Raw genomic sequence first — 21589 nt, forward strand, 5'->3', positions numbered from 1 at the left:
GACGCAAAGACTAATCCCTCTGGTCCATGTGGCGTATTGCGTACAATCGATCTTTTGAATTTCCTGTCAAGATGACGTTAGAGAAGGGTCAAAAGCAGACCGCATCGGAGTCTAACACCGAATGGGCTGTTCAGAAGAAAGCTGTCACAAGAAACGATTCAAGTTTTGATACCAGGAGGCAAATCATGAGCCAATACAGCTCCGTTAATGCAGTTGGAGATGCTGCAGAGGTCCTCTGTGATCTGCGCAGCGATACTGTGACGCGTCCAGATGCCGGAATGCGCAGCGCAATGGCTGCCGCAGAGGTCGGTGATGATGTATATGGGGAAGACCCTACGATTGCGCGGCTTGAATCTGTGCTGGCGGAACGTCTGGGGAAGGATAAGGCCCTGTTTCTGCCGTCGGGAACCCAGAGCAACCTGATTGCGATGCTGGCCCATTGTGGTCGTGGTGAAGAGGTTATTACGGGGCGGGACTATCACGTGTTCAAATACGAAGCGGGTGGGGCCTCGGTTTTCGGAGGATGTGTTCTGGATCCGTTGCCGGTGGCTGCCGATGGTGGGCTGCATCCTTCAGATATTGAGCAGGCCGTCAAAGAAGATGATCCCCATCACCCGGTCAGCCGCCTTGTATCTCTGGAAAACACGCATAACGGCAAAGCGGTTCCACTGGCGCGCTGCGCTGAGGTTGTCAAAGCTGCGCGGGCTGCGGGTCTGTCGACCCATTTGGACGGGGCGCGGTTCTTCAACGCCAGCGTAGCGCTGCAATGCGGTGAAAAGGCGCTGGCTGATCCCTTCGATACAGTATCGATTTGCCTGTCCAAAGGTCTGGGTGCCCCTGTCGGCTCCGTTCTTGTCGGTGAGGCAGAGCTGATAGCAAAGGCGCGCCGTCTGCGTAAAATGCTGGGCGGCGGAATGCGGCAGGCCGGCGTATTGGCGGCGGCCGGCCTTTATGCGCTGGATCACAATGTGGCGCGCTTGGCAGAGGATCATGCACGGGCGCAGGAACTTGCTGCTGCATTGATAAAAGCTGGCATTGGCTCAGTGGAAAGTGGTACCAATATGGTTTTCCTGGACCCCGAAATGGAAGTTCGAGCCCTGCTTCTTGATGCCCTTGGAGCCGTTGGCATGAAGCTTAGCGGTGGAGAGACAGGCGCAATTCGTTTGGTTTTACATAAGGATATCGGGGATGAGGGCTTTAAGGCTCTGCTAGCTGCTATTGTGCGATTTGGTGGCTGATACACGTCAGGGTTCTTACCCAGGCATCGCTCCCGCCCGTCGTCGGCAATCACAGATTGCTGTCCTCCCGTTGGGCGTAGCGCCGCGCCTTTGGCGCGGCGCTACGCCCAAGGTTGCGGAGAGGTCTGGCCGATAGGCCAGAGGGCTTTGGCAGACGCGGGAGGGCCTGCCCGAAACTTGGCTGAACGTTTGATTTGTCAGGTCCTAAACGGCTTCGGAGCGGTGGAGGTGACCGGTTTAAAAGGTCTTGCGGGCTTTCAGCGCGGCTGAAATTGTACCCTCGTCGAGGTAATCCAATTCGCCACCTATGGGAACGCCCTGTGCCAGTGAGGTGAGGGTGATCTCGGGAGGCAGCATATCTGCAATATAATGGGCCGTGGTCTGGCCATCAATTGTTGCATTGAGCGCCAGGATCACTTCGCGTATGGATTCGCTGGCCAAACGGTCGACCAATTGAGGGATGCGCAGTTCGTCCGGCCCCACGCCTTCAAGGGCTGACAATGTCCCGCCCAGCACATGATAACGCCCCTTAAAAACGCCAGCGCGTTCCATCGCCCAGAGGTCAGACACGTCTTCGACTACGCAGAGTTCGCCGTTGGCGCGGCTCTGGTCCTCGCAGATGGTGCAAATTTCACGGGTGCCTACGTTGCCGCAATTCAGACAGCTGCGCGCGCTCTGCGCAACCTCCTGCATGGCCGCCGCCAGAGGAGAGAGCAGCAATTCCCTTTTGCGGATCAGATGTAAAACCGCCCGTCGCGAGGACCGTGGTCCAAGACCCGGCAGTTTCGCCAGAAGGGCGATTAGACGTTCGATTTCTGCTGTGGAGTTCTGGGACACGGGGCTTGGGTCGTCCGGCTGTTGGTGGCTGTCTGTTGCTTATAGGCCAGCAGACCGGGGGCGGCGCAAGGGGAATGTTCGACCTTTGTTTCATCATCCCAACCCTGCGCGTGGCCATGGTTCAGGGCGGCTTCGGGTCATGTCTGTCCCGAAGCCGCTTTGTCGGGAAGGCTTAGAACGGCAGCTTCATATCCGCTGGCAGGCCCAGACCATCGGTGAGCTTCTTCATCTCTTCCTGAGACTTCTCCGCCGCTTTTGTCTGCGCATCCTTGATGGCGGCCAGGATCAGATCTTCCACCACTTCTTTGTCATCGCCGGAGAAGATCGACGGGTCGATGTCCAGCGCGGTCAGCTCTCCCTTGGCGGTGGCGGTTGCCTTGACCAGACCAGCGCCCGCCTCACCAGTGACGGTCACATTGGCGAGATCATCCTGCATCTCCGCCATTTTGGTCTGCATTTCCTGGGCTTTTTTCATCATCCCGGCCATATCGCCGAGCGCACCGAGTCCTTTGAACATCGGGGTCTCCTTTTTTTCTGTGTGGCACTGGGCCATGTCTTGGCCTCTAGATACGGAGCGTCGCGTGTTTCGGCAAGGGGGAGCGCATACAGACGCGGGTAACCGCACGAGATCCTGGTGGCTCGAATTATGAAAACTTCGTCTTAGCCGCGTTTAAGCGCACAGGCGCTGGCTACTATCGCGAGCAGCGCCGTGGTGGCGATGGTCAGATGGGGCGGGCCAATGCAGTCTTCTTGGATGGCAAAGTCGCGAACATCGCTTGGGTCCGGCAGCAGTGCCTCAGAAAGCAGGAGCGCGGTGAGCGCGACCAAAAGCAGGGCAGACACCACCCAAAGCAGGCGCCAGCGGATCAAAGCGCTGATTAGCGTGGCCGCAATACCAAGCCAGACAATTGGTGAAGCAGCGAGATTGATAACCTCGTCGACTGCTGTAACAGGTCCTCCATCCCAGAAGGGCCGCTCCTTATCGCAGACTTCGGCAAATGCGATCGAAGGGAAGGAAATGCCCGCAAGCAAGACCGTTTGCAGGCGCTGAAAATCAGTCACAGGCCGCAGTGACGATCATCTCAACCTTCAGCTCAGGACGGGCCAGTTTTGCTTCGCCACAGGCGCGGGCAGGGGCGTGGCCTTCAGGAACCCAGGCATCCCACACTGCATTCATCTCGGCAAAATCTGCCATATCTGCCAGCCAGATGACCACCTGCAACATCTGCTCTTTTGAGGAGCCTGCCTCCTCCAGAAGGGCCTCGATCCGGCGGATACATTCGCGGGTTTGATCGGCGACGCTGTCGTCTGCATTGCCAACCTGTCCGCACAGGTAGGCGGTGCCATTATGTTTAACGATCTTGCTCATCCGCTGGCCGGTGTGAAGGCGTTCGATCATGGTCGTCTCTCTGGTTCATTAAATGTTAACTTGCTGCAAGCGGCTATTCTTCAAACGGATCCCATTCGTCTTCAACCTCGGGGAGAGCCTCGGCCTGAACTTCGGCTTCCAGCTCTTCCGAGGTGCGAATGCGCTTGATCTTTGCTTTTGGAAAGGCGTCCAGAACAGCCTGCACCAGCGGATGTCCGGTGGCTTTGGCGCGCAGGGCGTTTTCCGCAGCGTCGCGCAGCTCAGCAATGGTTTCTGCGTCACAGCCATCCACAATGGAGACGACCCAGCGATTGCCGGTCCAGTTCTGCAACGCCGTTCCAAGACGTGCGGCCAGGTCGCGCGGGGCAGACGCCGAGGGGGTGAACTCAATCCTCCCCGGCTGATAGGACGAAAGCCGGACACCGCCTTCGACTTCGACCAGAAGTTTCACATCGCGATGTTTGCGGATCAGCTCGACCACATGTTCAAACGTAGGATACCGGGCCAGGGCCAGATTGGTTGCGGGCGCCAGGGCGGCCATCGCGCCAGAGCCTGCTTGCGACAGGGTTGGGCCGCCATTTGGGCTCCCCCCCGGTGCACCTTGCGGCGCGGCTGAGGCGTAAGCCGAAGCCGCGCCCCCCCCGCTTGCCGCAGGCGCGCCCATGCTTTGCATGGGCATCCCGCCACCTGGGCCGCCAGAGGGTGGGGGGGGCGGAGTGTCTTGCAGTTTCCGCAACAACTCTTCCGGGCTGGGCAGATCGGCCACATGGGTCAGGCGGATTACCGCCATCTCTGCCGCCATCATCGCATTGGGTGCCGAGGAGACTTCTTCCAACGCTTTCAACAACATCTGCCACATACGCGTCAGCACCCGCATCGGCAGGGCTTCGGCCATAGCCTGACCCCGCGCGCGCTCGTCCGGGCTGATGGTCGGGTCTTCTGCGGCATCCGGTGTGATTTTAACCACAGAAACCCAATGAGTGATCTCGGCCAGATCGCGCAGCACCGCCAGTGGATCCGCGCCTTCGGCGTATTGTGAGGACAGTTCTGTCAGGGCTGCCGCCGCATCGCCGCGCAGGATCATATCGATCAGGTCCAGAACCCGGCCCCGGTCTGCAAGCCCCAGCATGGCACGGACCTGATCCGCGGTGGTCTCACCCGCGCCGTGTGAAATGGCCTGATCCAACAGCGAGGTTGCATCCCGGGCTGAGCCTTCGGCAGCGCGGGTGATCAGTGCCAGCGCATCTTCCGCAATCTCGGCCCCCTCAGAAGTTGCGATTTTGCGCAAAAGGGCAATCATCACCTCGGGTTCAATCCGACGCAGATCGAACCGCTGGCACCGTGACAGCACCGTGACCGGCACCTTGCGGATTTCAGTGGTGGCAAAGATGAATTTAACGTGGGCCGGCGGCTCTTCCAGCGTTTTCAACAGCGCGTTAAAGGCTGAGGTCGACAGCATGTGCACTTCGTCGATGATATAGATCTTGTAGCGCGCAGAGGCCGCGCGATAGGCGACGCTGTCGATGATTTCGCGGATGTCATTGACACCCGTGCGTGAGGCCGCGTCCATCTCCATCACATCGACATGCCGGCCTTCCATGATCGCCTTGCAATGTTCACAGACGCCGCAGGGTTCTGTTGTGGGCCCCCCGGTGCCGTCGGGGCCGATACAATTCATCCCCTTGGCGATGATCCGCGCGGTAGTGGTCTTGCCGGTACCACGGATGCCGGTCATCACAAAGGCCTGCGCGATCCGGCCCGTTTCAAAGGCGTTTCTGAGGGTGCGCACCATTGCGTCCTGGCCCACCAGATCGGCAAAGGTCTCGGGCCGGTATTTGCGCGCAAGTACCTGATATTTGGGCTGGGTGCCCGCCTCTGCCGCAGGGGTGTCAGTCATAATGCTCCGCCGGATTCGCGTCGTTTGATCATTTGTCACAAACTAGGCAAGCGGGCTGTATTCGTCCACTGCTCATCTGGCGGTGGGATGGCATATTGGCAAACGACCCGGGATCCAGCCGTTTTTATAAGAAAGTTCTAGGTTTATGACATATTCCAGAGTTAGAGTTTAGGGGTGGGAATGGCGGAACTCTAGCCCAGCTGGGGAGGCGCTGATGCGGATGGAACGCACGTCAACACCGGCCAAAGGTTCAGGACCAATTGAACCGGGTCAAAACACGCTGACAATACATGCCCTTTCGGTGGCGAATGGGAACTTGGCCTTGTGCCGATTGCCCGGAGCAACTGGCGATTACTGGGCGGATTTGCAGCACATAAACGATTGGAAACCGGGGCTGGTCCTGTCAATGACCACTACGCCCGAGCATGAAGCCGTGGGCGCGCTGACGCTTGGCTCTGACATTCAAAGCATGGCCAGCCGGTGGTTTCACTTGCCGGTGCCCGATTTCAGCACGCCGCCGCCGGATGTTTTGTTCAAATGGCCCAAGGCCAGCCATGCAGCGCGCAGGGCATTGGTTGGAGGCGGTCGGGTTCTGGTTCATTGCAAGGGCGGATGCGGCCGGTCGGGGATGGCGGTTTTGCGTTTGATGATCGAAGCCGGCGAACAGCCGCATTCAGCGCTGAAACGGCTGCGCGCGATCCGCCCCTGTGCTGTAGAAACGGACGAACAGATGGCCTGGGCCATCGGCGCGCGCAGGGTTTAGGACGCAAATCTCAGCCGGGGCGAGTGGCAGATATCCGCTCCTGCAGCACGTTCTGGGTCTTTGCTTTATGTGGAATGGCCTGCGCAAGCGCCCGTGGCCGCGCCGGGAGAGGGGCAAGTGCAACTGCGTTGGCGCCGTCTTTGCACAGCATGACATCTGCAAACAGGTCCAGATCAGATTGATCCGCGGTGTCCTCTACGTCGCAAAACACCCGAATGCGATAGTGCGATGCCACAAACCGGGCCATGCAGCCCTCGGGGCAGGCGTTCAGCTCGGCCTGCCCGGTCATCTGAAAGTTATCTTCGGTTACACCCTTTGCTGTCGTCATGCTGGCGCTGAGCGCCTTGATCATTCGCATGACAGCCGGGCAGGGGCGGCCCAGTTTCATACAATGTGTCGCCGCACAATCATGCGTTTCATTGGTCCAGATCATCGCGCCCTCCGCGCATTTGGGTCGGGTAATTGGGAACGTAGACCGGGCGTTTTTGCTGTGGTTCAGCCATGCGCAGATCCCGTCCCGGAGCACCCCGCCCGGTTTCGAGTTTCAGTACGGATGGCAGGTCTCCTGACTTGCGGGTCAATGCGTCCCCGAACCTTCCCGGCCAGTGTGATCTCTCACCAAAGGGCCAGTGGTTCATTTCGGGGCAGCTCGCCGCTTACAGTTGCGGGGGCAGTCTCGGACTGGGAGAAACCTTTGCAACGCGCAAAGGGGCTCCGCACCGTGTTCCCTTTTCATCCTGTTCCACAGCAGTGGGCACAAGAACCATCTGCACCATGGCTAGCGGGGGCGGAGGCGAGTCGTCAAACGAAATCTTGTGGTGCGCAATTGCGCTCCGACCACATGCTGATGGGTTTGTGTGCGGAGATAAGGTGAGAGGCTGGACATCGACCCAAGCGGGGCTCGTTGTGGCTGCTTCCTTCCGGACCTGACCAGGTTGGCGAGGCGCTCGCCCGCGCCAACCTCTCGAATCCGGATATAGAGCGCGGATCAAAGAATGACAAGGGGATGACAAAAAACAGGAACAGTTCCGTGCAAAAGAGGGGCTTGCCGCGCGCAGTCAGGTTAGAGCTGCAGGCGCAGTTCCAGAAACCCTTCGGAATTAACGGGTAAGAGTGACACACGGCTGGCAGGCAGCTCGTCCAAATGCTGGGTGGCTGCGGGGCCAGTCAGGGCAATCGCCTGAGTGGCCTGGCCGATCGGGGAGAAATGCCATGGAGAGGGAGCGTTTTCCAAGGGATCCCGGCGCAGATGACCGGCAATATAGTCGCGGATGACGTCCCGCAGATGTACCGGCGGCAATGAGACCTGCGGCGCATATCGGACCATATTGAAATGCCCGCCGCCACTGGCGCGGTAGCTGTTTACAGCCACCAAGAAGCGCTGATCGGGGCGAACGGGGGCTCCGTTCCAGCGCAGGTTGTGAATGCGTCTGGCGGTTGGGTCGACCAAAATTCCGGTTGCGTTGAAGCGTATGGGCTGGGTCAGGTCGATGTCGTACTCCACGCCAAAGATCACATCATAGTTGTGACCAGCGCGTTGATCATTGACCAAAGGGTGGTTCTGGCTGCCTGGGGTGATACGATTAAATATGCCCGAGGACATTTCAAGCCAGTCGGCAAGCTCGGTGCCGGAAATCTCCACTGCGCGCAGCTGATTTGGGAAGACCTGCAAATCGTTTACATGGCGCATGGTCACCGGGCCCGTCGGCACATCGGTGTAATAGCTGGGGCCGGCGCGGGCGCCGAATTTTCCCGGTGCAACCGCCGACAACATGGGTAGGTCCGATGCCGGCGTGCCCTGGATATAGACTCGCAAGGCGGCCGCTTGCGCGCAGGCGGTCAGCTCCAGCGACCGGTCATGTGAGAAAAAGGTGAAAAACGAGTGCAATGGTTGAGAGAGTGTACCAACCGGTTGGTCGAGCCGTTTGCAGGCTTTTTCATGGTCATCCATCAGCGCGTCTCTGAGCGCAGTCTCTTCTTCGACCAGTTCACCGTTACTGAGAGCAACCGCGCGCAGTGAAGCCTGAGCCTCTGTCAGACGCCAACGGTCATCAACCCAGCTCAGTGACAGGTCGATAAGGCCCAAATGGCTGCCAAATGCGCCGGGCATCACCACCGCGCTGTCTTTGGGTTGGGTTTTGTCCGGCAGCGCCAAATGGGTATGGCCCGCAACGATTGCATCGATCTCGGGTAGGGCGCTGAGCGGGTGAAGGGCGTTTTCCATGTTCAAAACAGCGTCATGTTCACCCAGACCCGTATGCGCGAGGGCAACCACCAGATCGCATCCCTGCGCGCGCAGCGACCGGGCGACATCCCTGGCCGCGTTGACCATGTCCTGAACAACAACCCGACCTTCCAGGTAATGGGCGTCCCAGACTACGGTTTGCGGAGGCAAGACCGAAAGCACGCCGATACGGACAGGCGGCTTGTCGGGCATTGCCGGGATCTGTCGTTCCAGAATGGCGCTGTCTTGGAAGGGGAGTTCCAGACCTCTCTGAATTGCGCTCATGTTTGAACAAATTGCAGGGCAGGGCGCATCTTTCAAGAGCCGGCCCAAAGTGGTCAGACCGTAATTGAAATCATGGTTCCCGAGCCCCATCACATCGTAATCGAGAATGCTAAAGGCAGTGATCAGAGGGTGTTTCTGTTTCTCACCCTGCAGGATGTTTTCACCGATCGGAGCGCCCTGAAACCCATCTCCATTGTCCACCAATACCGTGGCGGCGCCCTGTTGGGCCGCTTCGGTACGGGCGTGTTTGATCAAGGTTGCGACACGTGTGAGACCTAAAGCGATGTTCGAATTGTCAGAATAGTAATCATGGGCAATAAGATGGGAATGTAAGTCGGTTGTTGCCATCAGGCGCAACCGGGCCACCGGATTATTCGGAGGCGTTTGCGTTCCTGTCATTTTGCCGTAGCCTGGCGCATTTCTGATTTGCCCGCCCCTGGATTTCTTCGGTGTTCTCACCCATTGAAACAGTGTTTAAAGCATGTGCAAAGTGTAGAATCTTAACAATTCACCATTTTTGGGGGGGTGTCGCAACCATAGGGGGAAGTTTCCGGTAAAATGTTGGCAATGAAACGATTTTTTGCGAAAACTTCGCTGTGGGATAATTTGAATGGGGTTCCAAAAGGTTAAATCGCACCTCAAGAAATTCCAAAAAACAGGCAAGTGATAAAGAGCATATGAAACACGCAGAAACAGTGACCTTTGGTGGCGGCGGGCTGGATAGAGCGGCCCATTTGCGCACCGATGAAGCCCGGCTCGGCTCGCTTTGGGAACAGGGCGGTCAGGTGCTTTTGTTGTGGGAAGGCAAGCCGCTGGCGCGGCGTACGGACTGCTCGGAAGGGGACGAAACGCTGCCACCGGATCAGCTTGTCTTTTTGGCTAGCAACCATGCGCTGGTTGCCGGAAGCCAGTCGCGTTCAGTCTTCCTGGGTCTGGACAAGCAAGGGCTGGGAGTATTTGCAGCCGAACTGGCCGATTGGGAGCCCGCAGGCGAAGACCTGAGCCAGATTGGTGCATTTCGAGATCTCAGCGAACAGCAGCATCCCGAATTGCCAACAGGTCATGTTTTTGCCGAATTGCGCAGCATTATGGCGGCGCTTTCCCCATTTGATGCAGAAGTCGCCGCAACAGCCAAGGCCGTTCTTGCCTGGCATGAAACACATGGTTTCTGCGCGAAGTGCGGCGCGAAAAGCGATATGATTGAAAGCGGCTGGCAGCGTCTGTGTCCAGCCTGTGGAACCCGGCATTTCCCGCGTACGGACCCTGTTGTCATCATGCTGATCACGCGGGGTGATAAGGTTCTGGTTGGCCGGTCTCCGGGCTGGCCTGAGGGGATGTATTCCCTGCTGGCCGGGTTTGTTGAGCCGGGTGAAACCCTGGAAGCGGCCGTTCGGCGTGAGGTTCTGGAAGAAACCGGTGTGAACGTTGGCGCCGTCGGGTATCTGGCCAGCCAGCCCTGGGCTTTTCCGATGTCATTGATGTTCGGGTGCTGGGGGGAAGCGACCAGCGAAGATATTACAATCGACCCCGATGAAATCGAGGATGCGATCTGGGCCAGTAAACAAGAGATCATGGAATCTCAGGCAGGCTTGCATCCAAAAATTCGACCCGCGCGCAAAGGAGCGATTGCGCGTTTTCTTCTTGATAACTGGCTTGCGGATACACTGCGCTGAACGTGCGGGCTCCGCTGCCAACTTAAACCGTTGCGAACAGGTGAAATTAAATGGAACTGAAAGCATCCGAAGACATTGATGCCCCGATTGACCAAGTCTTTCGTGTCCTGTCGGATTTCGACGCTCTGGAGCGCCTTGCCGCGCGACGGGGCCTGGATGTGGAGCGGCTAGGTGCTGGTGACGTTCAGGAAGGCGCGCAGTGGCGTGTCGCTTACAGTCTGCGTGGTAAGGAGCGATCGCTGGGTTTGACGTTGACCAAGATGCAGCCTTCCACATTTATGGGTGTCACCGGTGAGGGCAGCGGCGTGTCCGGTCAGTTCGGAGTTGAACTGATGGCATTGACGCCCAAATGCACGCGGGTCGTGATTTCAGTTGATCTTGCGGCGACGACCCTGCCGGGCCGCCTCATGTTGCAATCATTGAAACTGGCGCGTGGCAAAGTCAAAAAGCGGTTCCGCGAACGGATCAGCAAATTTGCAGCCGTCCTTGGAGACCGGCTGAGCGATTATGCCTGATGCACACAACTGGTTGCAGCGGCTGATCAGTGCCGCTGCATGCTGGCTGGGAAGGTTCCCAACACTTTGATATTGGTGGTGAAATAGGCAAGCTCGTCCATCGCGAGCTGGACATTCGGATCGTCAGGGTGGCCTTCAATATCGGCATAGAACTGCGTCGCGGTGAAGGAGCCGTCGACCATATAGCTTTCAAGCTTGACCATGTTGATGCCGTTTGTGGCAAATCCACCCATCGCCTTGTAGAGGGCCGCAGGAATGTTGCGGACCTGAAAGACGAAACTGGTCACCATCCCGTGTTGACCGCGACGTTTGTAATTCGCCTCGCGGTCCATAATCAGAAAACGGGTGGTATTGTTGCCGTTGTCCTCGATATGGCGGGCGAGGACTTGCAGCCCGTAGATTTCGCCGGCCAGTTCACTTGCAAGCGCAGCAACGGTCGGATCTCCCCGTTCGGCAACATCTCGGGCGGCGCGGGCATTATCGGGGCTGACGCGGCCAATGATGTTGCGTTCTTTCAGGAAGCTCGAGCACTGCGGCAAGAGAACCAGATGGGAATGGGCCTCGCGGATGTCAGAAAGGGAGGCACCCGGAACGCCAAGCACGTTAATATGAACGCGCACGAAGGCCTCGTCTACGATATGCAGGCCGGATAGGGGCAGCAGGCGGTGAATGTCAGCGACCCTGCCATAGGTGGAGTTCTCAACTGGCAGCATGGCCTGATCCGCAGCGCCAGAGTTGACGGCATCAATTGCCTGTTCAAAGGTACGGCACGGCAGGACTTCCATATCCGGTCGTGCAGTGCGGCAAGCTTCGTGGCTGTAGGAGCCGAGCTCTCCTTGAATGGCGATTTTGCGGGTCATTTAGGTCTCATCTGCAGAAAAGTTCAATAAACGGGCATTTCGTCGCGCTGTCTATACCTTGTCAGAATATAGGGGAAGCCTTAGACAAACGGGCAGACAGCTAAATGGACAGCGATCATGTTTGACACGATGACCCTTACCAAAGCGACCGCAGGATTCTGCGGTGCGTTTCTCGTATTCCTGCTCGGCAAGTGGGCAGCGACTGAGATCTATGCAATGGATAGCCATGGTGAGGCGTCCTATGTGATCGAAGTTGCAGAGTCTGGCGGTGCCGAGTCAGAAGAAGAAGTGAGCTTTGAAGAGCTCCTGGCCGCAGCAGATGTGGGCAAGGGCGCCAAGGTTTTCAAGAAATGCGCAGCTTGCCACAAGCTGGAAAGCGGTGCGAATGCAACCGGCCCCTATTTGTTCGGCTTGGTTGGACGTGAGGCGGGGTCCGCTGCAGGGTTCGGATACTCCGGCGCGCTGCCAGCAGGGACCTGGACCGAAGAGGCGTTGAACGCCTTCCTGACAAAACCGTCTGACTATGCACCTGGCACGTCGATGAGCTTTGCCGGTCTGAAAAAAGACACCGACCGCGCCAATCTGATCGCCTACTTGGCCACGATCAAGTAAGAGATCGCTTTACGCGCAACAGTTTTGAGGCCGTAACCCCGTTGGGTTGCGGCTTTTTCTTTATCCGGATGCAGTTGTCCTCTTCACGGGGTGTTCACATTCTCTAAACTTGTATTAGCTGTGCTTTAACACATAAGAGTAATCCATAACTCTGGCAGTAGAACCCAAATGGAGGATCCGTCGATGCAGTCACCCCGAGCCGAGGCCCGTGTAGCTGTCGCCCCGCGAACTGGAACGCTGATGAGGTGGATGGGCCTGGGGGTTGGTGCGCTGATCCTGGCAGCAGGTATGGCGCGAGCCGAAGATGGCATTATCAAAAGCCATGGTTACTCATACTTCGGCAACCTCGATTATCCGGCCGATTTTGAGCATCTGGATTATGTGAACCCGGATGCGCCCAAAGGGGGTGAGATGGCTCTGGCGGCGTCTGGAACCTTCGACAATATGAACCCCTATACGGTCAAAGGGCGTGCTGGCGCGCTGACGACGCTGCAATATGACAGCCTGATTGAGAGCACTGTAAACGAGGTTGGACAGTATTACGGGCTGCTTGCCGAAAGCCTGGAATATGACGAGGATCGCAATTGGGTGATCTTCCACATGCGGCCCGAGGCGACGTTCTGGGATGGCACACCGGTCACGGCAGAGGATGTAGTTTACAGCCACACGCTGTTCATCACCCAAGGGCTGCCATCCTATGCGGCAGCGGTCAACCATATGGTCACCGGTGCCGAGGCGTTGGATGATCACACGGTCAAATTCACGTTTAACCCGGATGTGTCGCGCCGCAGCTTGATCGAAACCGTTGGCAATACGCCGGTGTTCTCCAAGGCCTGGTTTGAGGCGGATGAAAGCCGCCGTCTGGATGAACCCCGGTACGAGGTCGCGGTTGGGTCCGGTCCTTATAAGCTGGAGAGCTATGACGTGAACCGCCGTATCGTTTACAAACGGCGGGATGATTATTGGGGCAAGGACCTGCCAATCAATGTCGGCCGCCACAATTACGATACGATCCGGGTTGAATATTTCGCTGACCAAACAGCATCTTTTGAGGGCTTCAAAGCCGGAGAATATACGTTTCGGATTGAATCCGATGCCAAAGTCTGGGCGACGGGATATGACTTCCCAAATCTGAGCGACGGCGTTGTGACCAAGGAGGAAATCCCTAATCAAAGCGCGCCGAATCCGACGGGTTTTGTCTTTAACCTTGGGAGCCCCCAATTGGCCGACAAAGAAGTGCGCGCCGCGCTGGCCTTGGCGTTCAACTTCGAATGGGTGAATGAATCGCTGCTGTTTGGCCTGTCGACCCAGCGCAGTTCTTTTGTGGAAGGCACCCATCTGGAGGCCAAGGATGTGCCGGCGGACGGAGAGCTGACGTTCCTGAATAGCCTTGGCGATGTGGTTCCAGCGGACCTTCTGAACACACCGGTAGCGCTGAGCCATACATCAAAACCCGAACGGCTGCGGGATCGCCGCAACCTGCGCAAAGCAGCCAAGATGCTGGATGCGGCGGGCTGGCCTGTCGGCGAAGACAAGCTGCGCCGCAATGCTTCGGGCGAGACGCTCAAGATTGAAATCCCCTATGCCACCAGCATCCCGGAAACCACCGCCACAATGATTGAGACCTATGTCCAGAATCTTCAGGCGCTGGGCGTGGATGCCAAAGCCGAGAAGGTGGATCCCTCACAGTTCACCCTGCGCCAGCGAGAGCGGGATTATGATATGGTCTATTCCTCGCGCTACGGCTGGTTCTTGTCCACTGGCGAGGGGCTAAAGCAGCAATATGGTTCCAGAGAAGCCGAATTTAGCGTCTTCAATCCCGCAGGGCTTGCCAGCCCCTTGGTTGACGCCATTATCGACGCGTCTTTTGAAACCACCAATCAGGCCGATCAGGATGCGGCGCTGATGGCCCTGGATCGGGCGTTGCGATATGAATTCTTTGTCATCCCGGATGGCTATGTGCCCAATTACTGGGTCAGCTACTTCGACATGTATGAACACCCTGAAAACATGCCCAAGTTCGCGCTGGGCTGGTTGGATCTGTGGTGGGTCAACCCTGAAAAAGAAGCCGCATTGAAAGCCAAAGGCGCGTTGCGGTAACCATGGCAGCCTATATCCTTCGACGACTGTTGTTGGTGATCCCCACGCTATTGGGGATCATGATCGTGAATTTTACCCTTGTGCAGTTTGTGCCCGGTGGCCCGATTGAACAGATTATTGCGCAGCAGCAGGGGCAGGGCGATGTCTTTGCCGGTTTTTCCGGTGGCGGAGCAGAAAGCAATCTGGAACTGGACAATGACCTGACACTAGGCGGCGGTGGAGACGGAAAATACGTCGGCGCCCGTGGTCTCCCGCCCGAGTTCATCGAAGAGCTGGAGCGTGAGTTCGGTTTTGATAAACCGCCGTTGCAGCGTTTTCTGTTGATGCTGGGAAACTACGTGCGGTTTGATTTCGGCGAAAGTTACTTCCGCAAAATAGGTGTGATTGATCTGGTGCTGGAGAAAATGCCCGTCTCGATCACGCTTGGTCTGTGGTCGACGCTGATTGCCTACCTGATTTCTATTCCACTGGGCATTCGCAAAGCGATGCGGGACGGGTCGCAATTCGACACCTGGACAAGCGGCGTGATCATTGCGGCCTATTCAATTCCGGGCTTTCTGTTTGCAATTCTGTTGCTGGTTCTCTTTGCAGGCGGATCCTATTGGCAGGTCTTCCCACTGCGGGGCCTGACGTCGGACAATTTCAGCGAACTGAGCCTGATTGGTAAAATCGGGGACTATTTCTGGCACATCGCGCTGCCGGTCCTAGCCTCGACAATTGCGAGCTTTGCAACGCTGACACTGCTGACCAAAAACTCCTTTCTGGATGAGATCAAGAAACATTACGTCATGACAGCCCGCGCCAAAGGGCTGAGCGAGAACCGGGTGCTTTATGGACATGTGTTCCGCAATGCGATGCTGATTGTGATTGCAGGATTTCCGGCTGCTTTCATGAGTGTGTTTTTTGGTGGAAGCCTGATTATCGAGACGATCTTCTCCCTTGATGGGCTGGGGCGTCTCGGGTTTGAGGCCGCCGTCGCGCGGGATTATCCGATTGTTTTTGGCACGCTCTTTATCTTTGGTCTGATGGGGCTGCTGATGGGGATTATCTCTGACCTCATGTATGTGCTGGTTGACCCGCGTATCGATTTTGAAAGCCGGGAGGGGTAAATGGCACTTTCACCGCTCAACCAACGCCGCTGGCGTAACTTCCGCAGCAACAAACGGGCCTATTGGTCGCTTGTTCTATTCTCTGTTCTCTTTGGCCTCTCGCTGCTGGCAGATGTGCTGGCCAATGACAAACCGATCCTGATTCAGTACCGGGGACAGTTCTATGTGCCCGTGGTCACGTCCTATGCCGAGACGACCTTTGGCGGTGATTTCGAGACCGAAGCCGCCTATCGCGATCCAGAGGTGCAGTGTCTGATACGCTCTGGTGGATTGGAAGAGTGTTTCGACGATCCAGAAGCCGTGATCGAAGACATCAGCGCAGGCACTTTCGAAGCCGAAGGGTTTGACAAAGGCTGGGCGATCTGGCCGCTCATCCCTTACTCCTTTGACACGCCCGTGGATCGCCCCGGTGCGGCCCCCTTGCCACCCAATGGGGAGAACTGGCTGGGTACCGACAGCCGCAAGCGGGACGTTCTGGCGCGTGTTATCCATGGGTTCCGACTGTCGATCGTCTTCACGCTGATGGTTACAACCGCAGCCACTTTGATCGGGATTCTGGCCGGTGCGTTACAGGGCTTTTTCGGCGGCTGGCTGGATTTGATCTTCCAGCGTGTGATCGAGGTCTGGGCATCGACGCCTTCCCTTTATGTGATCATTATTCTCTTTGCCATTTTGGGGCGCAGTTTCTGGCTTCTGGTTCTGCTGAGTGTGCTTTTCGGATGGACCACATTGGTTGGCGTGGTTCGGGCAGAATTTCTGCGGGCGCGCAATCTGGAATACGTCCGGGCGGCCAAGGCACTGGGTGTCGGGAATATGACCATCATGTTCCGCCATATGCTTCCGAACGCCATGGTTGCGACGCTGACCATGCTGCCCTTTATCGTGACTGGCACCATCGGAGCACTGGCAAGTCTGGATTATCTGGGCTTTGGTCTGCCGTCTTCTGCGCCCTCTCTGGGAGAGCTGACCTTGCAAGCCAAACAGAACCTCCAGGCTCCCTGGCTGGCCTTTACCGCCTTTATCACCTTTGCTTTGATGCTGTCGCTTCTGGTCTTCATCTTCGAAGGCGTGCGCGATGCCTTTGACCCAAGAAAGACCTTTTCATGAGCGCAGTATTGCAAGTGAAAGACCTGACCGTAGCCTTTCGTCAGGATGGCAAGCGGTTTGAGGCGGTAAAAGGTGTTTCCTTTTCGGTTGACAAGGGGGAGACGGTTGCCCTGGTGGGGGAGTCCGGGTCCGGGAAATCGGTTTCAGCGCTTTCAACCGTATCGTTGCTCGGCGAAAGTGCCGAGGTGTCCGGCTCGGTGACCTATGACGGGATGCAGATGGTTGGTGCGGATGATGCGCAGTTGCGTAAGGTCCGCGGCAATGACATCTCCTTCATTTTTCAGGAACCGATGACATCGCTCAACCCGCTGCATACCCTGGAGAAGCAACTGGCCGAGAGCCTCGCGTTGCACCAGGGGCTGGTGGGCGCGGCGGCGCGTAAGCGGATCCTTGAACTGATGGAACGAGTTGGAATTCGGGAGGCCGAAAGTCGGCTGAGCGCCTATCCGCATCAACTGTCGGGCGGGCAACGTCAGCGGGTCATGATTGCGATGGCTTTGGCCAATAAACCGGACATCCTGATCGCGGATGAGCCGACCACGGCATTGGATGTGACCATTCAGGCGCAGATCCTTGAACTGCTGGCCGAGCTCAAGGAGAGCGAGGGGATGGGTGTTCTGTTTATCACCCATGATCTGGCCGTCGTCCGCCGGATCGCTGACCGCGTCTGTGTGATGAAGGATGGAGAGATTGTGGAAACCGGCCCCACGGCCGAGATCTTTGCCAATCCGCAGCACCCCTATACGCAGAAACTATTGGCGGCAGAGCCATCGGGCACGCCGGACCCGGTCCCCGCAAATTCACCAGAGATGGTGGCCACCGAGGATTTGAAAGTCTGGTTCCCTATTCAGCGTGGGTTCCTGCGCAAAACAGTGGGTCACATCAAAGCAGTAAACCCCTGTTCGATCTCGATCCGTGCAGGAGAAACTCTTGGCATCGTGGGAGAATCCGGCTCAGGCAAGACGACGATGGCCCTCGCGATCATGCGGCTCATTGCGTCAGAAGGCGCGGTCCGTTTCCAGGGGCAGGATCTGAGGAAATGGTCAACGCGCGAGCTGCGCAGCCTGCGCAAGGACATGCAGATCGTGTTTCAGGATCCCTTTGGAGCGTTGTCTCCCCGGATGACCTGTGCGCAGATCATCGCCGAAGGTCTGTCCGTTCATGAGGTCGATAAAGGCCGAAACCCGCGGGAACTGGTGGCCGAAGTGATGGAAGAGGTGGGACTCGATCCCGTTGCCATGGATCGCTACCCGCATGAGTTCTCAGGCGGGCAGCGCCAGAGGATTGCAATTGCGCGTGCCATGGTTTTGCGCCCCAAGCTGGTGGTTCTGGACGAGCCGACGTCGGCGTTGGACATGACGGTACAGGTGCAAATTGTCGAACTGCTGCGGGACCTGCAGAAACGTTATGGTCTTACCTATATGTTCATCAGCCATGATCTCAATGTGGTGCGGGCAATGTCACACCAGGTGGTGGTAATGAACCAAGGGGATGTGGTCGAGCGTGGCAGCGCCGAAGAAATCTTCACGGCGCCAAAAGCGGCCTATACCCAGCATCTCTTGGCTGCGACAGCTCCGGTAACAGACTAATTCTGCTTTGGCCGGGTAAGGGGCGAAGATCTCCCGCGCCCGCGGTTGCCTTGCCTTTGGCAAGACAACCTTTGCGGCCTTGGGCCAGGCTCGGCGCGAAGCGCCGAGCCTGGCCCAACGGGAGCGGAGCATGTTTTACATGCGACTGCGACGGGCGGGAGGGCCTGGATGGCGAGGCTTGACGTTAGATTGCGGCGCTGTGCCCGGCCTTGCTGAGATCATAAGCGTCGAATTCTCGCGCGATGACACGGGTCAGCGGGTGAGCGCGCTCAGGGATTGAAAACACGTGGCCTGAAATCTCCACCATCCCTGGGAATTGCACTGCAACCCGTTCGAACAGAGTGTTAAGTTCAGTTGCAGATATTCCGAATTGTTCCTGGATCTCAACGCCATTCACGCGGAAGTCACACATCAGCGCTTCGATCAGGCGTGCCCGCAGCTTGTCCTCACCGCTAAAAACGTGGCCCCGGGATGTGGAAAAACGGCCTTGTTGTATTGCGGAGGTGTGAGCAGATGTCGCCGGGGCGTTTTGGGCATAACCTTGCGGAAAGCGGGAAATGGAGGATGCGCCAAGGCCGATCAAAACATCTGAGCGGTCATCCGTATAACCTTGAAAATTACGCCGCAGCTGCCCAAGGGTCTGAGCTACCGACAAGCCGTCTTCTGGGCGGGCGAAATGGTCAATCCCGATTTCCTTGTAACCGTCCCATTGGAACAGTTGCTGTGCGGTTTCAAAGAGTTCCAGCCGTGCTTCTGGTGTGGGCAGCGTTTCAGAGGGGATCATGTTCTGACGGCGCGCCATCCAAGGCACATGGGCATAGCCATAAAGCGCAACCCGATCCGGCGAGAGCGACAGCAGTTTTTGCACACTGTCAGCCATGCGCGTGTTGGTTTGATGCGGCAGGCCATATAGAATATCCGCATTGAGACTGTCGATCCCATTCCCCCGCAACAAATCAACCGTGGCGCGGGTGGTCTCATAGCTCTGTGGCCGACCGATCGTTTCCTGAATTTCGGGGTCGAAGTCCTGCACCCCAATCGAGGCACGGTTCATCCCGGAAGCAACCAACGCTTCGACGCGGGCGCTGTCGATTTCATTTGGATCGATTTCAACCGAAAACTCTGCATCCTCCGCCAAAGGGGCGACCGAGAATATCGATTTTGCGAGGTCGCGCATCATGTCAGGCGGCAATAATGTCGGGGTTCCGCCCCCCCAATGCAGGCGGGAGAGGGTTACACCCTGTGGCAAATGCTGGGCCAACAGCGCCAGTTCGGCCTTCAAAACATCCAGATAAGCCCGCACAGGAGAATCGGACTGCGTGCCTTGGGTACGGCATGCGCAAAACCAGCATAACCTGCGGCAAAATGGTACATGCACGTAAAGCGAGATCGTGCTTTGGGGCGCGATTTCGCTGATCCACCTTGTAAACAACGCTGAATCCACCGATGATCCAAAGTGAGGCGCGGTTGGGTAACTTGTATAGCGCGGCACTTTGGCATCGAATAAACCGAGGCGAGCCAATTGTGATTTTGTATCCATGTCTCTATTTTACGAAGCGTAACGTCCCCAGGTCATTGACCCAGATCAATTGGAAACTTGCATGTCTGCTCCTGTCCTTACGCATGTGAAATGCGCTGATTGTCCGATCCGGCACCGGGCTGTTTGCGCGCGGTGCGACGCTGACGAGCTGGATGAGTTGGACACCATCAAATATTATCGCAGTTATGAGGCCGGACAGCCAATTGTCTGGTCAGGTGATACTATGGATTTTGTCGGTTCTGTGGTGTCCGGTGTAGCCTCATTGACCCAGACCATGGAAGACGGACGCACCCAGATGGTGGGCCTGCTGCTGCCATCGGATTTTGTAGGGCGGCCCGGTCGCGATGGCGCAGCTTATAACGTGGTGGCGACGAACAACGTCATGATGTGCTGCTTTCGCAAGAAACCATTCGAAGAGATGATGGCGCGGACCCCGCATATTGCCCATCGTCTTTTGGAAATGACGCTGGATGAACTGGATGCCGCGCGCGAATGGATGCTTGTTCTGGGACGCAAAACAGCGCGTGAAAAGATCGCAAGCCTCTTGTCAATCCTTGCCCGTCGGGATGCTTCACTTGTCAACGCATCCTCGAACCAGGTGGAATTTGAATTGCCGCTGACACGAGAAGCCATGGCCGATTATCTGGGTCTTACACTGGAAACAGTAAGCCGCCAGATCTCCGCCCTGAAAAAATCAGGCGTGATAGAGCTGGAGGGCAAGCGCCATATTATCGTGCCCGATATGAGTGTTCTGATGGAAGAAGCGGGCGACGACAGCGACGGTGGTTATCTGGTTTGAACCGGTGTTCCGTTTGGGACTGGTTTTTCCGGCAACGCGTTTCTTTCGCTTTGCATGAGCCGCATCATAGGTTGAAAACATGCGGCTCACTCAAAGACCCTGTACCTCGTAACAGGATGCAGAATGTAACGGCATCCTGTGAACAGATCTTGGTGGCTTCTATCAATGAGCCATGAGTACGGGCCGGTCTGCCGCCTTCAAGATGTTGCGTGTTGCGCCGCCCAAAATAGCTTCGCGGAAACGGGAGTGCCCATAAGCGCCCATCACCAACAGATCCGAATTTGTGTCTTCTGCATGACGCATCAGCACGTCTGCCGTGCGGGGCAGGGACTTGGCCAGAACATTCACTTCGCAGACGACGCCATGTCGGGCCAGCATTTGGCACAAGAGCCCACCAGGATCCGATCGATCAGGCCCATGGCGCGGCGGGTCGATGACCACCACATGCACATTGTCCGCAGCCTTCAGGAAGGGCATGGCTTTGCGCACAGCCGACAAGGCTTCGGCACTTTCATTCCAGCCGATCAGAATGCGTTTCGTCTCAGTCATGGGTTTGGCGCTTTCCGGAACTACCAGAACGGGCGCGGCACTTTCAAACAGGCCAGCTTCTACAATCGCCTCGCCTTCTATGGGAGCTCCGACGCCATAGGGTTTTGCCACAACCATCAGATCGCAAAACCGACCACGGCGGGCGACATTGCGGGTAATCTCACCCACAGGGGCGACGCTGCTTGTGATGGCAAAGGGAAGTCCCTCGCGGCCAAGGTGTTCTTCGGCAAAGGCCTGTAGCGAGGTCGCTTCGTCCCGTGCAACTTGCAGGGACTGCTGCAGAATCATCGCGTTGGCCATGCCATAATCATAACTGGTCTGGCTTCGGTCTATTCCCAGGCAGAGAGCATCAGTGTGGGCGTCAAAGCGGCGCGCCAACACGCTGGTTTGGTCCAACGGGGCCTTGGCCCGCTCCGCATCACTGATAACGGTCAACAAAGTCTTATAGCACATCTTGCACCTCATACGGTTCAAGGGGGATCGCACGTTTCTCACCTATCAATGCCATGGTTCGATTGTCGGA

21 protein-coding genes, 1 other RNA gene and 1 riboswitch are annotated in these 21589 nt (G+C 57.2%); of the genes, 10 read left to right on the forward strand and 12 right to left on the reverse strand.

Translation table 11 applies throughout. The features are described from left to right. The first annotated feature begins 185 nt into the window (after window positions 1-185). The gene (ltaE, locus tag ACXAEW_RS09265) at window positions 186-1238 is read left to right on the forward strand and encodes a low-specificity L-threonine aldolase (RefSeq protein ID WP_474941045.1); all 1053 of its coding nucleotides are present in this window, start codon (window positions 186-188) and stop codon (window positions 1236-1238) included. 237 nt (window positions 1239-1475) lie between these two features. Here the strand turns inward: ltaE and recR are convergent, their stop codons facing one another. The 5 genes from recR to ACXAEW_RS09290 all read right to left on the reverse strand — a co-directional run bounded on the left by recR (window position 1476) and on the right by ACXAEW_RS09290 (window position 5341). After that, window positions 1476-2075: a recombination mediator RecR gene (recR, locus tag ACXAEW_RS09270; protein ID WP_474941046.1), complete on the reverse strand. Its 600-nt coding sequence runs from the start codon at window positions 2073-2075 to the stop codon at window positions 1476-1478. A gap of 172 nt (window positions 2076-2247) precedes the next feature. Next, window positions 2248-2592 carry a YbaB/EbfC family nucleoid-associated protein gene (locus ACXAEW_RS09275; protein ID WP_474941047.1) on the reverse strand — a complete coding sequence of 115 codons (345 nt, stop codon included), beginning with the start codon at window positions 2590-2592 and terminating at the stop codon, window positions 2248-2250. A gap of 143 nt (window positions 2593-2735) precedes the next feature. Continuing rightward, window positions 2736-3107, reverse strand: a complete 372-nt coding sequence (locus ACXAEW_RS09280; protein WP_474941048.1) for a hypothetical protein — start codon at window positions 3105-3107, stop codon at window positions 2736-2738. 22 nt (window positions 3108-3129) lie between these two features. After that, the gene (locus ACXAEW_RS09285) at window positions 3130-3474 is read right to left on the reverse strand and encodes a RidA family protein (protein WP_474941049.1); all 345 of its coding nucleotides are present in this window, start codon (window positions 3472-3474) and stop codon (window positions 3130-3132) included. Window positions 3475-3517: 43 nt separating this feature from the next. Continuing rightward, window positions 3518-5341 carry a DNA polymerase III subunit gamma/tau gene (locus tag ACXAEW_RS09290; protein WP_474941050.1) on the reverse strand — a complete coding sequence of 608 codons (1824 nt, stop codon included), beginning with the start codon at window positions 5339-5341 and terminating at the stop codon, window positions 3518-3520. Window positions 5342-5561: 220 nt separating this feature from the next. On the opposite strand from ACXAEW_RS09290, the gene ACXAEW_RS09295 reads away from it, so the two are divergent. Further along, a complete protein-coding gene (locus ACXAEW_RS09295; RefSeq protein ID WP_474943016.1) occupies window positions 5562-6104 on the forward strand; it encodes a protein-tyrosine phosphatase family protein in 543 nt (180 codons plus the stop codon). Window positions 6105-6114: 10 nt separating this feature from the next. Here the strand turns inward: ACXAEW_RS09295 and ACXAEW_RS09300 are convergent, their stop codons facing one another. The 4 genes from ACXAEW_RS09300 to ACXAEW_RS09315 all read right to left on the reverse strand — a co-directional run bounded on the left by ACXAEW_RS09300 (window position 6115) and on the right by ACXAEW_RS09315 (window position 9012). Then, window positions 6115-6537 carry a hypothetical protein gene (locus ACXAEW_RS09300; protein WP_474941051.1) on the reverse strand — a complete coding sequence of 141 codons (423 nt, stop codon included), beginning with the start codon at window positions 6535-6537 and terminating at the stop codon, window positions 6115-6117. Beyond that, the gene (locus ACXAEW_RS09305; protein ID WP_474941052.1) at window positions 6521-6685 is read right to left on the reverse strand and encodes a hypothetical protein; all 165 of its coding nucleotides are present in this window, start codon (window positions 6683-6685) and stop codon (window positions 6521-6523) included. The genes ACXAEW_RS09300 and ACXAEW_RS09305 overlap by 17 nt, the downstream gene beginning before the upstream one ends. Continuing rightward, window positions 6643-6887: riboswitch (cobalamin riboswitch) on the reverse strand. Its footprint overlaps the gene before it by 43 nt. Before the next feature lie 85 nt (window positions 6888-6972). Then, window positions 6973-7071, reverse strand: an RNA gene (ffs, locus tag ACXAEW_RS09310) — signal recognition particle sRNA small type. Window positions 7072-7167: 96 nt separating this feature from the next. Further along, window positions 7168-9012 carry a 5'-nucleotidase C-terminal domain-containing protein gene (locus ACXAEW_RS09315; protein ID WP_474941053.1) on the reverse strand — a complete coding sequence of 615 codons (1845 nt, stop codon included), beginning with the start codon at window positions 9010-9012 and terminating at the stop codon, window positions 7168-7170. A gap of 278 nt (window positions 9013-9290) precedes the next feature. Between ACXAEW_RS09315 and nudC the strand changes: the two genes are divergently transcribed. Both nudC and ACXAEW_RS09325 read left to right on the forward strand, forming a co-directional pair. Continuing rightward, window positions 9291-10286, forward strand: a complete 996-nt coding sequence (gene nudC / locus ACXAEW_RS09320) for an NAD(+) diphosphatase (protein WP_474941054.1) — start codon at window positions 9291-9293, stop codon at window positions 10284-10286. 50 nt (window positions 10287-10336) lie between these two features. After that, complete coding sequence (locus ACXAEW_RS09325; protein WP_474941055.1) at window positions 10337-10801, forward strand: SRPBCC family protein; 465 nt, start codon at window positions 10337-10339, stop codon at window positions 10799-10801. Window positions 10802-10827: 26 nt separating this feature from the next. On the opposite strand, the gene ACXAEW_RS09330 is transcribed toward ACXAEW_RS09325, so the two are convergent. Beyond that, window positions 10828-11661: a prephenate dehydratase gene (locus ACXAEW_RS09330; RefSeq protein WP_474941056.1), complete on the reverse strand. Its 834-nt coding sequence runs from the start codon at window positions 11659-11661 to the stop codon at window positions 10828-10830. Window positions 11662-11778: 117 nt separating this feature from the next. On the opposite strand from ACXAEW_RS09330, the gene ACXAEW_RS09335 reads away from it, so the two are divergent. The 5 genes from ACXAEW_RS09335 (at window position 11779) to ACXAEW_RS09355 (ending at window position 18178) form a co-directional block, all read left to right on the forward strand. Continuing rightward, on the forward strand, window positions 11779-12273 hold the full coding sequence (locus tag ACXAEW_RS09335) for a c-type cytochrome (protein ID WP_474941057.1): 495 nt from the start codon (window positions 11779-11781) through the stop codon (window positions 12271-12273). 183 nt (window positions 12274-12456) lie between these two features. Further along, window positions 12457-14373, forward strand: a complete 1917-nt coding sequence (locus tag ACXAEW_RS09340) for an extracellular solute-binding protein (RefSeq protein ID WP_474941058.1) — start codon at window positions 12457-12459, stop codon at window positions 14371-14373. Window positions 14374-14375: 2 nt separating this feature from the next. Further along, window positions 14376-15482: a microcin C ABC transporter permease YejB gene (locus ACXAEW_RS09345; protein WP_474941059.1), complete on the forward strand. Its 1107-nt coding sequence runs from the start codon at window positions 14376-14378 to the stop codon at window positions 15480-15482. Beyond that, a complete protein-coding gene (locus ACXAEW_RS09350) occupies window positions 15483-16589 on the forward strand; it encodes an ABC transporter permease (RefSeq protein WP_474941060.1) in 1107 nt (368 codons plus the stop codon). After that, window positions 16586-18178 carry an ABC transporter ATP-binding protein gene (locus ACXAEW_RS09355; RefSeq protein WP_474941061.1) on the forward strand — a complete coding sequence of 531 codons (1593 nt, stop codon included), beginning with the start codon at window positions 16586-16588 and terminating at the stop codon, window positions 18176-18178. Before ACXAEW_RS09350 ends, ACXAEW_RS09355 begins: the two co-directional genes overlap by 4 nt. A gap of 184 nt (window positions 18179-18362) precedes the next feature. On the opposite strand, the gene hemN is transcribed toward ACXAEW_RS09355, so the two are convergent. After that, window positions 18363-19718, reverse strand: a complete 1356-nt coding sequence (gene hemN / locus ACXAEW_RS09360; protein ID WP_474941062.1) for an oxygen-independent coproporphyrinogen III oxidase — start codon at window positions 19716-19718, stop codon at window positions 18363-18365. Window positions 19719-19779: 61 nt separating this feature from the next. Here hemN and fnrL point away from each other — a divergent pair, with 61 nt between their 5' ends. Further along, a complete protein-coding gene (gene fnrL, locus ACXAEW_RS09365; protein WP_474941063.1) occupies window positions 19780-20517 on the forward strand; it encodes a transcriptional regulator FnrL in 738 nt (245 codons plus the stop codon). A 162-nt stretch (window positions 20518-20679) separates the two neighbouring features. Here fnrL and ACXAEW_RS09370 read toward each other — a convergent pair whose 3' ends face one another. Then, entirely contained in the window at window positions 20680-21519 is an 840-nt protein-coding gene (locus tag ACXAEW_RS09370) for a universal stress protein (protein ID WP_474941064.1), read from the reverse strand. Window positions 21520-21589: the final 70 nt, after the last annotated feature.

It is taken from the genome of Epibacterium sp. ABZ3_068 (assembly GCF_056159265.1).